15 protein-coding genes and 1 pseudogene are annotated in these 14,416 nt (G+C 63.8%); 6 read left to right on the top strand and 10 right to left on the bottom strand.

Annotated elements, in window-relative coordinates; genetic code table 11:
- Positions 1 to 112: 112 nt before the first annotated feature.
- From C486_RS09420 to C486_RS09405, 3 genes are all read right to left on the bottom strand, one after another.
- Positions 113 to 1,882, bottom strand: a complete 1,770-nt coding sequence (locus tag C486_RS09420) for a Na+/H+ antiporter NhaC family protein (protein ID WP_193787472.1) — start codon at positions 1,880 to 1,882, stop codon at positions 113 to 115.
- A gap of 180 nt (positions 1,883 to 2,062) precedes the next feature.
- A complete protein-coding gene (locus C486_RS09415; RefSeq protein ID WP_008455492.1) occupies positions 2,063 to 2,830 on the bottom strand; it encodes an IclR family transcriptional regulator in 768 nt (255 codons plus the stop codon).
- A 1,015-nt stretch (positions 2,831 to 3,845) separates the two neighbouring features.
- The gene (locus C486_RS09405) at positions 3,846 to 4,307 is read right to left on the bottom strand and encodes a pyridoxamine 5'-phosphate oxidase (protein ID WP_008455488.1); all 462 of its coding nucleotides are present in this window, start codon (positions 4,305 to 4,307) and stop codon (positions 3,846 to 3,848) included.
- 207 nt (positions 4,308 to 4,514) lie between these two features.
- Between C486_RS09405 and C486_RS09400 the strand changes: the two genes are divergently transcribed.
- The 4 genes from C486_RS09400 (at position 4,515) to C486_RS09385 (ending at position 8,017) form a co-directional block, all read left to right on the top strand.
- Positions 4,515 to 5,180: an AIM24 family protein gene (locus C486_RS09400; protein ID WP_008455486.1), complete on the top strand. Its 666-nt coding sequence runs from the start codon at positions 4,515 to 4,517 to the stop codon at positions 5,178 to 5,180.
- 64 nt (positions 5,181 to 5,244) lie between these two features.
- Positions 5,245 to 6,633 (top strand): sodium/calcium exchanger membrane region, encoded by a 1,389-nt coding sequence (locus C486_RS09395; protein WP_008455484.1) that lies wholly within the window; start codon positions 5,245 to 5,247, stop codon positions 6,631 to 6,633.
- A gap of 49 nt (positions 6,634 to 6,682) precedes the next feature.
- Complete coding sequence (locus C486_RS09390) at positions 6,683 to 7,423, top strand: hypothetical protein (protein WP_049888312.1); 741 nt, start codon at positions 6,683 to 6,685, stop codon at positions 7,421 to 7,423.
- An 87-nt stretch (positions 7,424 to 7,510) separates the two neighbouring features.
- On the top strand, positions 7,511 to 8,017 hold the full coding sequence (locus tag C486_RS09385; protein ID WP_008455481.1) for a DUF2391 family protein: 507 nt from the start codon (positions 7,511 to 7,513) through the stop codon (positions 8,015 to 8,017).
- Between the two features lie 82 nt (positions 8,018 to 8,099).
- Here the strand turns inward: C486_RS09385 and C486_RS09380 are convergent, their stop codons facing one another.
- Positions 8,100 to 8,471, bottom strand: a complete 372-nt coding sequence (locus C486_RS09380; protein WP_008455479.1) for a DUF5816 domain-containing protein — start codon at positions 8,469 to 8,471, stop codon at positions 8,100 to 8,102.
- Positions 8,472 to 8,916: 445 nt separating this feature from the next.
- Here C486_RS09380 and C486_RS09375 point away from each other — a divergent pair, with 445 nt between their 5' ends.
- A complete protein-coding gene (locus C486_RS09375) occupies positions 8,917 to 9,477 on the top strand; it encodes a LysE family translocator (protein WP_083866015.1) in 561 nt (186 codons plus the stop codon).
- Positions 9,478 to 9,500: 23 nt separating this feature from the next.
- On the opposite strand, the pseudogene C486_RS20955 reads toward C486_RS09375, so the two are convergent.
- The 4 genes and pseudogenes from C486_RS20955 to C486_RS09360 all read right to left on the bottom strand — a co-directional run.
- Positions 9,501 to 9,632: pseudogene (locus C486_RS20955) on the bottom strand (IS1595 family transposase); the annotation flags it as partial.
- 105 nt (positions 9,633 to 9,737) lie between these two features.
- Positions 9,738 to 10,160: a universal stress protein gene (locus C486_RS09370; RefSeq protein WP_049910346.1), complete on the bottom strand. Its 423-nt coding sequence runs from the start codon at positions 10,158 to 10,160 to the stop codon at positions 9,738 to 9,740.
- A 97-nt stretch (positions 10,161 to 10,257) separates the two neighbouring features.
- Positions 10,258 to 11,919 (bottom strand): acyl-CoA synthetase, encoded by a 1,662-nt coding sequence (locus C486_RS09365; RefSeq protein ID WP_049910345.1) that lies wholly within the window; start codon positions 11,917 to 11,919, stop codon positions 10,258 to 10,260.
- Between the two features lie 77 nt (positions 11,920 to 11,996).
- Positions 11,997 to 12,242: a hypothetical protein gene (locus C486_RS09360; protein ID WP_008455471.1), complete on the bottom strand. Its 246-nt coding sequence runs from the start codon at positions 12,240 to 12,242 to the stop codon at positions 11,997 to 11,999.
- Between the two features lie 129 nt (positions 12,243 to 12,371).
- Here C486_RS09360 and C486_RS09355 point away from each other — a divergent pair, with 129 nt between their 5' ends.
- Positions 12,372 to 12,911 carry a Rieske (2Fe-2S) protein gene (locus C486_RS09355; RefSeq protein ID WP_008455470.1) on the top strand — a complete coding sequence of 180 codons (540 nt, stop codon included), beginning with the start codon at positions 12,372 to 12,374 and terminating at the stop codon, positions 12,909 to 12,911.
- 16 nt (positions 12,912 to 12,927) lie between these two features.
- Here C486_RS09355 and C486_RS09350 read toward each other — a convergent pair whose 3' ends face one another.
- Positions 12,928 to 13,809: a TIGR01548 family HAD-type hydrolase gene (locus C486_RS09350; protein WP_008455468.1), complete on the bottom strand. Its 882-nt coding sequence runs from the start codon at positions 13,807 to 13,809 to the stop codon at positions 12,928 to 12,930.
- Positions 13,810 to 13,972: 163 nt separating this feature from the next.
- A complete protein-coding gene (locus C486_RS09345; RefSeq protein ID WP_275039790.1) occupies positions 13,973 to 14,377 on the bottom strand; it encodes a UPF0146 family protein in 405 nt (134 codons plus the stop codon).
- Between the last annotated feature and the right edge of the window lie 39 nt (positions 14,378 to 14,416).

The raw sequence follows: 14,416 nt of genomic DNA, 5'->3' as shown, positions 1-14,416 counted from the left end.
ACTGATAGACAGGATACGTATACCGATTATGATTGGCCATACCCCGCCACGAAGAGGGAGAAAGCGGCCGAGACGAGCCCTTACGATGCTCGAAACCGGATGAGACGACCGGTTAGAGCCCGAGGGTGACGAACGCGAAGACGAGGCAGAGATAGACGATGACGATCCCGACCGCCGCGAGGGGGATCGACCTGAGGAGGTCGTACTGGCCGTTTACGCGCGCCCCGTCGGAGCTGGTTCCGTTCTCGAGCGCGTCGGTGTCGATCTCCCCGTTATCGATGGCGTCGGCGGTCGGCATGACTTCCGGGAGGTTCTTGCGACGAGCATCGAACTTGTTCAAAGCGACGACGGCGACCGCGGTGAGTACGACCGATAACGGGAGCAGGATCATCGCCGAGGTGATGCCAACTGCGTACAGGAGCAACATCAGAACGGTGACGCCGGCCGCGGTCATCGCGAACGGGATCTGCGTCCGCACGTGATCGATGTGGTCCGACCCGGCGAAGATCGAGGACATGACCGTGGTGTCGCTGATCGGTGAGACGTGGTCGCCCCAGATCGCACCGCCGAACAGGACGCCCACGAGAACCGGCAGGATCGAGAGGCCGACGAGTTCGTACCCGAGTGGAATCGCAAGCGGCGTCAGGATCGCCATCGTCCCCCAGGAGGTTCCCGTCGTGAACGCGATGAACATCGCGGCGAGGAAGATGAGGAGGGGCAGGAACGACCCGGGAATCCCGCTGCCGACCATCACGTCGACGATGTACTCGGCGGTTCCGACCTGTTCGGCGGCGTGTCCGATACTCCAGGCGAGAACGATGATCGCGGTCGCGATCATCATCGTTTTGAATCCGTTGACCACGGTATCACTCGCTTCCTCGATATCCATCGTGCCGAAACCGAGGGCACCAAGCATTCCGACGGCCATGAACGCGAACGAACCGTACAGGAGCGCGAGCGCAACGTCGGTTTCCTGAAACGCGGTCGTAACGTCGACGCCCGGCTGATGACCACCGCCGAGCCACCACAGGGAGACGATACCGACGACCAGCAACGTCAGAATCGGGGCGAAGAAATTGAACAGCGTCGGGTTCTGTTCGCTTGGCTCGCCGATGTCGGTCGAGATATCGGACAGCGGCGTCGCGTCGTCCCGAAGGGTTTTCTTCTCCTTGCGCGACCGCCATTCGGCGTCGAGCATCGGGCCGTAGAACCGCTGTGTGATCGAGATGAACCCGACCATGAAGAAGGCCAGGAAACAGTAGATGTTCCACGGGATACTCTGCAGGAACAGTCCGAACGCGGTAATACCGACTTCCTCGGCCGTGAACCGCGCGGCTTCGAACCCGACGATGATCATCGAGACCTGGTATCCGATCCAGTTCGACACCGGTCCGAACGTCGTGACGGGCGACGTCGTCGAGTCCAGTACGTACGCGTGCATCTCCCGAGACGTGTGGTTATTCTCGGACAGCTCACGGGTCGCGTTCCCCGTCACGATGGTGCTCGTGTAGGAATCGAAAAAGATGAAGATCCCGATGAGCCACGTCAGGATCTGTGAATCGCGAGCCGTGTTGATATACCTCCCAATCCAGTTCTGTAGCGCCAGGATGCCACCGGATTTGTAGATGAACGCGGCACCTGCGCCCATGAACATGATCAACACGAGGAACTTCGTATCGAACGGCGACCGAACGACTTCGACGATCCAGTCCATCGATAGCGCCGTTGCCGCGATCGGGTTCCAGTCGGCGATCATCAGTGCCCCGACCCAGACGCCGGCGAACAGCGACACGAGCACCTGCCGCGTATACATCGCGAGCACGATCGCGAGTATTGGCGGTGCTAATGACAGCGCTGCGAACGGTAACGATTCGTATGACATACACTTGCTAACGTGATGTAGGCCCTATTTTAATCTTTTGGGCGATGGGGGCAAAAGCGTCCGTATGGATATGTGCCCGAATCTTTTCTGCGTGATGTTCAACTAGATCGTCACAGCGTACGGTGGTGTGGTGTATTCTGCCGCCATCGCGACGGAACCGTTCGCTCGCTCGGACCGCCGTCAGACGAGTCCTTGTGACTCGAGTGCCGCCTCGAACTCGGGAACGACCCGATGGAGGATGTCGGGGAACTCCTGGTGGAGATCGGTATCTTCGACCCTGTAGGCAGGACCGGAGACGGTAAATCCGCCGATGATGGTGCCGGACGGGTCCTCGGCGAGACAGCCGGCAACGCGTTTCCCGCGGATCGATTCCTGATCGTTGACCGCGTAGCCGCGCTCTCGAACCCGGGCCAGTTCGGCCTCGAGTTCGCCGCGAGACGTAATGCTTCGGTCGGTGATCCGCGGGAGTCCCCACCGATCGACGATTCGGTCGATGCGGGACGTGGGCAAGCGGGCGAGTATCGACTTGCCGATCGCCGTGGTGTGCATGTACTCGTAGTTGTTCAGTCGCGAACTCGGGTTCGCCGAACTCCCGACGGAGTCGAACAACGTCACGATCCGACCGTTTTCCTCGATTCCGAAGTCGGATTCCTCGTTCGACCGGTCCGCGAGTTCGATGACGTACTGCCCGGCCAGTTCGTAGATCTTGCTGCGGTTCCGGACGTACATTCCGAGATGGTAGAACCGGGCCCCGAGCTGATACTCGTCGCCGCTGGAAACGACGTAGCCGTGCTTCGAGAGCGTAAACAGGTGTTTGTAGACGGCGCTTTCGGACAGGTCGAGCGACGCCGCAAGCGCCACCGGAGTCGCACCGTCCAATTCGCGGATGGTTTCGATAACCGCTAACGACGTTTCGGTCGTCGTCAGCAACTGACTCTCGTCGGGCATTGGCAAGTCCTTGTCACCGATGTACATAAATCCACGTATTATGGAATCCACGCCAACCACGGCGAACTCGAGTCATTGGGCAGTCGCTGGCGAAGATCAGCTCCGGCGTTATAGCGTCCCTCGTCCAGGTACGGCGAACCCGCCCCGTTCTACTGGATATAGAATCCATAGCCACCGTCTCGAATGATATGGCGATCGATATCCGGCATCCGACTCGGCCACTTCGTGGGAGGGAAGCGTCGGGCCCCCAATTGTGCTTCTGGGATTCGATAACTGCCATTGGTTACAATACTATGAGTGTAATGCACCCGAGGATCGACGACGGTTTCACGAGCGGCCGTACTCTCACGAGGGGCGTTCCACAGTGCGTAGAACGGTTCCTTACCGCTCTGACGATCGGTCTCTAGCCAGTACTTTCGTGACTAGATACTCTGTGAGCTTGCGTTTTGAAGCCTTGTACCGACAGTTCCATACTAATTTTGAGTGTAGCTAGATACAGACATATCGTACTCGGGATCGATGGTAGCGATCGAACGAAAAGCCATCGACCCCGTGGACAACGGAGATACTTCGGTTCGTGTTCCGCTGGCCGCCGACGCTGGCATAGCGGTCGTCTCCCTCTCTTCGTTCCGGCTCGAGACAATAGATAACCGCCGAGCCGCGTTGAAGCCACATTTCACGGTGGAGTGGCGATCGCTCGGAGGGTCGGCTCGGCAACCACGATGCCGGCACCGTGTCCGGTGTTCCGGTCCCGATCCGCCGAGTTGTATCCGACTCCGTGACTGTCGACCCACAGCGCCGGACCGCTAATAAAAACATATGGAATAAAACATATCTGCATACCTGTCTATTCACAAACCTTTAGGACGGCGGGGGAGGATCGCGTCCTTACAGCGGTACGGAGACATCGCTCGTCGGAACGGGTCAGGTCGAATCGACCGCCGTCGATCGGTTCCCGCTCCGGTCTCGAGTCAGTACGATCCCGTCGGGCAGTGAGACGCCAGTCCGAGCGGCCTCACTCGGTCGTCGCGTCCGAGTCGTCGCCCATTCGGTCGCTGTAGTCCCAACTGTAGACCTCTCGAGGCTCGATCCGGATCGTGACTTCCTCGCGGTCCTCGGCGAGCAACCACTCGGCGAGCGGGGAGTCCGTTCCCCCGAGGTAGCGCTCGACGAGGTCCCGCAGGACCGGCTTCCCGTCGGGTTCGATGTCGGCGGTTCCGGTCCCTCTGATCCCGCGGTAGGGGATGTCGTTCGTCGAGATATCGAACCCGATCTCCGGGTCGTTTCGGAGGAATCGTACTACGTCCGCGTTCGCCTGCGTCGCACACTCGAGTGTGCCGTCGCGATAGCGAACCCACAGGGTGACGAGCCACAGCGATCCGTCCGGCCGTCGAGTGCCGAGCCGAATCGGGACCGTCGTCTCCCGGAGGAAGGTCTCGACGTCGGCTTCGGTCCAGGCTCCGCGGAAGTCGGTCATATCGGAGCCGTTCGGAACGCAGTCTGAAAAAGCTCGACCCAGCAGCCGTCCCGTCGCTGGATCGGCGCTCGCTGTCCGGTCGCCGGAAACAACCGACCAGCCGACGACGAGCTTGGGAACTCGAAACGCGTCGGCAGAAAATCGAATATGAATAACTATTTTCCGTCCCCGTCCGACGAGGTCGGTAGAGCATCCGCTCGAGCTATCATGAACATCGACGACTTCGTCAGTACCAACGAGCCGACGGACGACGGTGAACAGTTCCAACTCGAGAACGACAAGCTACTGGATATCGCGCTCGACGGCTCGGTGATCGCGAAGGCCGGTTCGATGATCGCCTACGACGGCGACATCTCCTTCGAGGGGCGGTCCTCCGCCGAAGGCGGCATCACCGGCTTCCTCAAGGAGGCAGCGACGAACGAGGGAACGCCCGTGATGGAAGCCACCGGGACCGGTCACCTCTATCTCGCGGATCAGGAGAAGAAGATTCAACTCCTCGAACTCGAGGCTGGCCAGTCGGTTTCGGTCAACGGGAACGACGTGCTCGCGTTCGAGTCGAGCGTGACCTACGAGATCCGGACCGTCGAGAGCATCGCTGGCTTCTCGGCCGGCGGCATGACCAACGTCTTCCTCGAGGGGCCGGGGACCGTCGCGATTACGACCCACGGCGAGCCGCTGGTCCTGCGCCCACCGGTCAGAACCGACCCCAGTGCGACCGTCGCCTGGAGCGAGACGACACCCGGCAGCCACGTCGACAGCGCGCTCTCGAACCTGATCGGACAGTCCTCCGACGAGACCTACCAACTCGAGTTCACCGGGTCGGATGGGTTCGTCGTCGTGCAGCCCTACGAGGAGGGCGCTCCACAGCAGTAGCAGGCAGCATCCGCACCATCCCACGTACGGCCGCTCGATCAGTACGCGTTCCTAGACGATCTCCATGAGACGACAAGCACTCGGCGCGATCTCGGCCGCAGTCGCACTGACAGTCCCCTGGCTCGCCATCGTGGGAGCGACCGGCGTTCTCCCCTGGCTCGCGGCGGCCGTGGGACTCGAGTATCAAGCGCCGGCTGCGTTCCGGGCGGTGGCGACGCTCTGGACGGTTCTCCTGACCGGGCTCACTGTCCTCGGCGCGTCGTTTCTGCTCGCGTGGGCGGCCGAGACTGCTGAGAAGGACGTTCCGCAAGCGTTCGCGATCGCGGTCCTTGCCGTGTTAGCGGTCGCACCCGAGTACGCGGTCGATGCGCTCTACGCCTGGAACGCGGGCGTGTTCGCGGGCACCGAACGCGGGATCGAAGCCGGTACCCTGGCCGTCGCCAACATGACCGGTGCGAATCGGATCCTCATCGGCATCGGCTGGGCCGGCGTCGCGCTCTTTACCGTCTTCCGTCGCGGGTCGGCGACCGATCCCTCCGTCGAGAACCGACCGGGCTTCCTCTCGGACGTCGTGATCTTAGACCGGGAGATCGGTCTCGAGATCGTGTTCCTGTTGCTCGCGACGCTCTGGGCGTTCCTCGTCCCGCTCAACGGCGGGATCGACATCTTCGACATGCTGTTTCTGGTCGGGCTCTACGTCTGTTACATCGTGGTGGTCCTTCGGGGCGAGGTCGAACCCGAGACGGACCACGTCGGCGTCCCGGCGTACCTCCAGCGCTTTTCGAGGCCGGGTCGGATCGCCACCGTCCTCGTGCTCTTTGCCTACTCCGGCGCGATGATCTTCACCGCCGTCGAACCCTTCGCTCACGGGCTCGAACACCTCGGCGAGAGCGCCGGCATTCCCTCCTTTTTCATGATCCAGTGGATCGCGCCGCTGGCTTCCGAAGCGCCGGAGCTCATCGTCGTCGTCTATCTGGTGAACAAGGCGCGCTCGACTGCCGGCTTCAACGCCCTGATTTCCTCGAAGCTCAACCAGTGGACGCTGCTGATCGGAACGCTGGTCATCGTCCACTCGCTCGCGCTGGGTGAATACGGCGTACTCGCGTTCGATTCCAAGCAGTCGGCGGAGATCTGGCTGACCGCCGCCCAGTCGTTTTTCGCCATCGCCCTCCTGCTCAGGTTCGAAATCTCCGTCGGGGAGGCGGTTACGCTGCTCGGCCTGTTCCTCTCGCAGGTCCTCCTCGAGTTCGCCATCATCCGTGACATCGTCGCATTGCCGGTCTCGAGCACCGACCTCCTGCTCGTCTACAGCGGGATTTACGTCGCCCTCGGGATAGCGCTGTTCGTCAGCCGCCGCCGGGCGTTGGGCCGGCTCCTCCGGCGAACCGCGGGGACGATCGGCGACGCGATGCCGTTGATCGGTGCCGACCGACCCTACAGCGCCGACGACTGAGTCGATCGGACACCAACCTAGATACGCGCCAGTGGTGTAGGGGGCGTCGATGTGCCCGAACGGCCCACCGGTCTCCGACGCGGTGGCTGCTCCCGCGTTCGCGATCGCACTGGCGCTGGTCCACCTCGTCGCCGGACGACTGGGTGTCAGCGGCCGGATTCCCCGAAGTCGGTGGCTGTCGCTCGCCGGTGGCGTCTCGGTCGCGTACGTGTTCGTCCATCTCCTCCCCGAGGTCGGGGCGGCCGCGGCGACGCTTGCGGCACACGGAACACCGGCGGCGTTCGCCGAGCAGTACGGCTACCTGATCGCGCTGCTGGGATTCGTCACCTTCTACGGGCTTGACCGCCATGCTCACCGAGCGAGCGCCGCTCCGGGACGCGACGATGACCGCGCCGGGAGCGGCTCGTTCTGGCTCCACATCACCTCGTTTGCGGCCTACAACGCGATCGTCGGCTACCTCCTGTGGGACCGCGAACTCGGCAGCCCCGCCCTCTTTACCGTGGCGATGGGGCTCCACTTCCTCGTCACCGACGACGGCCTCCGGGCTCATCACGGCACGACGTACCATCGCCGCGGTCGGTGGGTGCTGTCGGCCGCGGTGATCGCCGGATTCGGGAGCGGATACGTTCTCGAGGACACCGAACTCCTCATCGCGGTGTTCGTGCCGTTTCTCTCCGGCGGGATCATTCTCAACGTGATCAAAGAGGAACTGCCGTCCGACCGCGAGAGCCGGTTCTGGGCGTTCGCCGTCGGCGCGGCGGGATACGCCGCGCTGTTGCTCCTCGTGTGACCCCATCGCGTGTAGTCGTCGCTCGCCCGACTCGAAGACCGGTCGTTCGAGCGGGAGCGTTTTATCGGTCCGCTATAATCTTTCGCTATGAAACTTCGACGGCCGCGCCGGCCGCGTGATTTCCGGCTCGCGGACTCCGCCCAGCAGATCGTCGGCGGATTCCTGCTCGCCGGCCCCTTCGTGGTCACTGAGGAGGTCTGGGTCCTCGCGGAAAACATGCACATCCTGCAGGCGCTGTCGATCGTCGCCATCGTCTTCGCGATCGGCTACGCGGCGCTGTACAAGGCGGACACGACCAGGGATATCGACGACGAACAGGAGGTCGCCGGTGTTCCGGTCCGCTTTATCTCACTCATGTGTGTCACCTTCGGCTCGGTGACCGCGCTCGCGCTCCTGTTCGGTGCGCCCGAGACGTTCCTCGAGGACGCCACGACCGCCTGCGATCCCGTCTCTCTGGCTCGTGCCCCCGGGCCGTTCCTCGAGCACGCAGCGGCCTCGTGTGGGCTTGTGTTGACCACGTTCAAGGCGGTGACCGTCGGCTCGGTCTTCAGCGTCGTCGGGGCGGCGACGGCCGACAGCATCTTCGCGAAGTGACGGCCCCGCGGTCCGAGTCGGGGACACCGCCTCGAGCGGCTCGACACGACGAACAATACGATCGGGCGCGGCGACGGCAGCCCTAGAGGTACGAGTCGTCGTCCGATTGTTCGGACCGCTCCGCGTGAGCATTCCCGCACTCGGCACACTCGAGTCGGTCCCTCTCGCCCATCGAGACGTCGAGCGAACCGCAGTTCGAACAGTAGAAGCCGTACTGGTCCGCGTGGGCCGCGTCCTCGTAGGTGACGAAAAACGACGCCGCGGTCCCCGACTCCGCCTCGTCGCGGGCGACGTACACCGTTTCGCCGCCGTCGGTCACCGTCAGCTGGCCGTCCGTCGTCTCCGTTTCGGGGAACGCCTCGTCCGCTGCGTCCCCCTCGCGGTCCGACTCCGCGGTTTTCGATGCTGTGGGCAGGTCCACGTCGGTGTCTGCGGCCGCGTACACGTACTTCACGAGGGACTCCTCGGCGACCTCGATGCGCCGGTCGTCCTCGGCGAACTGGTCGTCGGTGATGCCGTCGATCTGTTCCGGAGGCCGTCATCGAACTGTCCACGACCGTTCGAATCCGCTCGGCCTCATCGGCTTCCGGGTCCCGGATCTCCATACCGAATGCTCGGTATCGATTCGGATAAGGTGGCTGCCGGCGCGACCAAGTACTTGCGTCTCGATCAGTTACGGTGACGATATCGAATAACCCCTATAGAAAGAAACGATACGAGTACAGAAGTTCCGGTTATCGCATACGAAAGATAAGCGTCAGCAGGAATGAGCAGATGCCCGATAGAGTTGAATACGAGGAACAGTCCCACGAAGTATAGGACTATTTTATATTTATCCCCATAATATTACTATACTACATTGGTACAAATATACTCCGTGTCTAAGTCCCCCTCAAAATATGCTAGTCAATAGCTGTACAATATGGATTAAATCACTGTTTGTTATCTGGGCTCTCTATATTTCCCTCTCGCCTATAGTCCACACGATTGCGGCGGTACCCGGGCTGGCGGCAGTCCTTCGAACGAGCGTACTCGCTTACATGGGTGTGAAATACGTCGGTGCCGCGTCCCTCCTCTATCTCGGTGTCCAGACGTTCTGGAGCGACGATCAGTTCGATCTCCAAACCGACCTTGCCAAGCGGGATGACTCGCTCGTAGAGACATACCGAAAGGCGGTCATGATCAATGTCTCTAACCCGAAAGTCGCGGTATTCGTCCTCGCGTTCTTTCCCCAGTTCGTCCCGGAAACCACGAACGCCGCTTTCCAGCTGTCGATTCTGGGATCCCTCTATGCAGGACTCAGCGTCTTGTACCTTGGGATCGTCGCACTCTTCGCCACTCGGCTTCGACACCGCCTGCTTCGCTCCGCGGTCACTCGCAGAGCTGTGCAATACGTCAGTGGAAGCGTACCCGTCGGCGTTGGGCTACCGCTCGCAGTTGAGAAACGCCCCGCTGCGTAGCACAGCGTTGGGTGCAAAACGGTGGAACCACGCCCACGCGTAGCGAGGCCACGCGAGCGCGACTGCCGGTCGCGTTCGCAGCCAGTCGTCCCGGCAGAGACGTACACCTCGTCGATTGGGACCGGCCGGATGAGATCGCGGGAAGGCGCATCGAGCGGACTCATTTGTACCGGACACCGTTGACGCGGTGCCCGTATGCTCTTTGATGCTACGGCGACTGCTCAGCAGTATCAGCGAGCCCCGAGAGAAGAGGGCTCTGTTTACTTCGCCTTTGCGCCGGTGACGACCACCGGCCGGTCGGAGCCGAGAATGATGCCCTGGGTCGTACTGCCGAAGATCGCCTTCCCGACGGGTGATCGGTTCCGTCCGCCGAGGACGATCGAATCGACATCGTAGGCCTCGGCCTCCTCGAGAATGTCGTCTTCGGTGTCGCCGCTGTCCTCGAGCACCGTTACCTCAATGCCGGCCTCCTCGAGTGACTCCTGGGCCCGGCGAACGGAGTCGATCCGCGAGGCGGATTTGAACTTATCGAACTCCTGTGGGAGTTCGTTGCTGTGGCCGGTAAAGAGGAACACGAGGTAGGCTTCGACCGCCTCGGCGGCGTTCGGGAGCGATTTGACGTAGTCGACCTGGGCCAGCGCGCGGTCCTCGTTGGTATCGATGGGAATCAATACGCGATGCATAGACCCGCATTTGCATGGGTGGGTAATAAAACCGACTCCGAATGTCGCCCTCACGGCGGTCTGCGGCCGGGAAACGATAGCCGTCGATCGCCGCGGCTCACTCCTCGCCGGTTCGGTCGCGCTCTCGCAGGGCGCGCCGACGGATCTTGCCGGTCGTCGTGGTCGGCAGCCGCTCGACGAACTCGATGTGTTTGGGGTACTCGTACTCGGCCAGTCGGTCGCGAACCACCGTCCGAATCTCCGTCCGGAGTCCCTCGGGGTCGTAGTCGTCGATCGCGGGCTTGACATAAGCCATGATCGCCTCGCCGCGGGTATCGTCCGGAACGCCGACGACGCCCGCCTGTTCGACGGCCCGGTGCGTGAGAATCGCGTCCTCGACCTCCATGGGGCCGACGCGATACCCGCTGGTGAGAATAACGTCGTCGGCCCGGGAGACGAATCGGACGTAGCCGTCCGCGTCTCGCTTGACGAGATCGCCGGTCAGGAACCACCCCTCCTCGGTCCGCTTGTCCGCCGTCTTCTCGGGCAATCCGTGATACGCGTCAAAGAAGACCCGCCGATCGCCCGGCTTCACCGCGAGTTCGCCGACCGCACCGCGCTCGAGTCGCTCGCCCGTCTCGGGATCGAGCACCGCGATCTCGTAGCCGGGGAACGGTTTGCCCATGCTCCCCGGCCGCGTGTCGAACCAGCGCTCGGCGTTGCCGACGACGAGGTTGAGTTCGGTCTGCCCGTAGAATTCGTTGATCGCGACGTCTTCGAATGCCGCGTCGACCCAGTCGACGACCTCCGACGTGAGCGGCTCGCCGGCCGAGGCGATGGTCTCGAGCGACAGGTCGTACCGCGCGTCCGGGTCGTCGACGCTCATCAGCATCCGGAGCGCGGTCGGCGGCATGAACGTCGCAGTCACGTCGTGGCGCTCGAGCAGGGCGTAGACCTCGTCGGGGTCGAACCCGTCACGGGGCCAGCCGACGACCGGACAGCCGTGGTGCCACGCCGCGAACAGCGTTCCGCCCAGCGCCGCGCCCCACGCCCAGTCAGCCGGGGTCCACAGCATCGACTCGCCCGCTCGCAGCCCCTGGTCGAAGTAGTTGTACGCCGCCGCGGCCCGCCCGAGCCAGAGCGCGTGGCTGTGGCGGACGCCCTTCGGCGGCCCGGTCGAGCCGCTCGTGTACATGATCGCCGTCGGCGTCTCGGGGGTCGAATCGTAGTGTTCGATACCGGGATCGTGGGCTGCGACGAGGTCGTCGAACGCGTGGGCCCCGCTTCGAACCGACTCACCGTCGCCGAGTTCGATTACGTGCTCGAGTGCGGGACACGCCGCGCGGATCTCGTCGACGGTCTCGCGGACGCTCGGGTCGATGACGGCGACGGTCGCCTCGCTGTCTTTGAGACGGTACTGGAGCGCATCGCGACCGAAGAGGACGGTCAACGGGACCGAGACCGCCCCGAGCTTCCAGTTCGCGAGATGAGTCAGCGGGTTCTGGGGTTTCTGCGGGACCACGACGCCAACCCGATCGCCGGCCCCGACGCCGAGGTCGGCGAGCGCGGCCGCGAGCCGATCCGATCGCTCGTCGAGGTCGTCGAACGAGTAGGTCTCGAGGCCGTCGTCGGGGGCCTCATACCGCAGGGCCGTCCGACTCGTGTCCTCGTGTTTGCGGAGGAAATCGACGGCGGGGTTGTACTCGTCGGGGAGGTCCCACGCGAACGCCGCGCGGGCGGTCTCGTAGTCGTCGTAGGTCGGCATCACCGTCCAGGCCATGCAGTGGCGTACCGGGGCCAGCACATAGCGTTTTTCGACACGCGCGAAACTCACAAGGTCGGCCCGGGCGCTCCCGGTCAGTCCTCTTCGGTCGTCTCCGGTTCGTCCGTCGCGTCCGTGTCGGAGTCGTCGTCCGCCTCCGCTTCGCCCGCGACCTCGATCTCCGCCTCGCCCGCGACCTCGATCTCCGCCTCGACCGCGATCGAGAGCCCGTCGGCCTCGAGTTCGCCCTCGAACTCGCGTTCGTCGCCGACTTCGATCTCGAGTTCGTTCGAGTCCACTTCGACTTCGACCTCTACGTCGACGGTAACGTCGTCGTCCATATCGCCTCTTTCCGGCGGCCAATATAAAGGGATATCGCGCGTTTTCGCGGACCGAATCCGCTCGCCCGCGTCCGGAAATCCGGACCCTCGGTTCGGAACGTATTTTTAGGCTGGCCGAAAACGAGGTGTATGAGCGATTCCGTACAAGTGACCCTCGAGAGTGCCGATGAATCGAGGGCCGTCCGCGTCTACGACGACGAGGGTGATGTCTCGACCGGCGACGCGACGTTTCGATTCAGCGTCGACGGCGGAACCGAAGGGGAGTCGGGCGATGCGGCCGGCACTGCGGGGGCCAGTGGTGACGCTGACTCCCGCCGCATCGCTCCGCTGGCGGCCGTCCCGACGAACGGGACGCTCCGGTGTGAAGCCCGACGCGATCGTCGCGGGACGGAACTGATCCTCCGACGCGAGGGCGGTGAGGTCACAGCGTGGCGGAACTCGTGTCCGCACAAGCCCGACGTCCGCCTCGATCCCGGGCCGGGGGCGATCGTCCGCGACGATCAGTTGGTGTGTCACGAACACGGTGCACGCTTCGAGTGCGATGACGGCGTCTGTACCGCAGGCCCCTGTCAGGGCGACGCGCTCGACTCGATCGCGGTCGCCGTTCGCGACGGGACCGTCTACCTGACCGACGATCGCTTCGATTCCTGTCGCCGGTTAGACGAGTAGCGTTCCCCGCTCGCGACTACGACTCGAGCCACTCGGGCAGGTCGTTCACCGACTCGAGGACGGCCGCCGCACCCTCGCGCTCGTACTTCTGCCGTCCTTCCGCGCCGGTCAGCCCGCCGGTCAGGACGCCGATACCGCGGTACTCGCGATCGGGGTCTGCCTCGCCGGCGTTGCCCGCCGTCCGAACGTCGTCCAACGTGTCGCCGACGAAGACGACCGAATCGGCTCCGAACCGCTCCGCGAGGGTCGTTAGCGCGCGCGGATGGGGCTTCCCTTCTTCCCAGTCGTCCATCGTGAAGCGGTGCTCGACCGGAACCGCGTCGTCGAGGCCGACTCGACCGAGGGCGATCTCGGCCTCGGCTTCCGGCCGGCCGGTCAGGACGCCCACGTCGTAGTCCGCGAGCAGCCGATCGCGGACCGCGTGCTTGAGCACCACCGGCTCGTCGTGAATGAATCCCGGCGTTTCGCGGTCGAGATCGGGCTCGCCGCCCTCGAGTCCGCGGTAGAGTTCGTCGCCCAGGTACAGCTGCTGGAACACGTCGCGCAGTCGCTCGCGATTCCAGCGGTCGGTCACGCGCTGGGTCGCCCGCGCGCCGATCGCCTCGCGGACGACGCTCTCGGCCGCCCCGAGCCCGCCGCCCGCGGCCGCGATCGCGTCGGTAAACGTCTCGATCGACTCGCCGTACCCTTCTTCGACCGCGAGGATGTAGAGCGCGGCGGCGTCGGTGAGTTCCCAGTCGTTGTTGAACCCGCCCGCGTCCTTGAACTCCTGAATGTCGTCCGCACGAATCGTTCGGCCGTAGACGATGTCGACGGATTCGACGATCGCCCGCCGGTAGGAGTCGGCGACGTCGACGAGCACGCCGTCGATGTCCAGGACGACTGCGTCTGCGTTCATACCCGTGGGAACGGGCCGGCGACGATAAAGGCGACCGGTATTCGACCGTGGGCGTGCGACGATGGGCGGAACGGCACCGGAACGCCCACGAGCGGGACCGCCGCGATTCCCAGTCCGAGCGTGTCGAACACGTCGACTCCGACTCCCGATCACGGGCGGATCGTCACTCCGGCGGCCCTCGAGCGACGTACAGCGTCCCCGTCTCGATTGTCACCCGTTCGACCGGCACTGCGGGCTGATCGCCGCCTAACGTCGTAAAGAGGAAGTCGGCGTCGGCCGCTCGAGCCGCTGCCAGCGCCGGCCGATGGAGCTCCGGCGGCAGGTTCCGCGCGTACACCGCGTCCGCGCCGGCGTAGACCGACGGCTCGGGATCGACGATGTCGTCGCGGACGAACGCCACGCCGTCCGGAACGTCGCGGTCGTGGACGTCCGTCGCGGTGACGGCCACCCCGCGTTCGGCGAGCGCTCGAGCGAGATCCGCCCGGCGGCCGATCCCGACCTCGACGACCTGCTCGTACTCGTCAATGTGATCGATCATTGTATCGGGATTCCGGCGCGAGTGGGCCACGGCGGGACGTTTATGGCACCCGCGGTCATAGCCCTTGCT

Source organism: Natrinema gari JCM 14663 (assembly GCF_000337175.1).
Taxonomy (GTDB): domain Archaea; phylum Halobacteriota; class Halobacteria; order Halobacteriales; family Natrialbaceae; genus Natrinema; species Natrinema gari.
The sequence above is the reverse complement of the archived record's forward strand: the minus strand, read 5'-3'. Positions and strand labels throughout refer to the sequence as shown.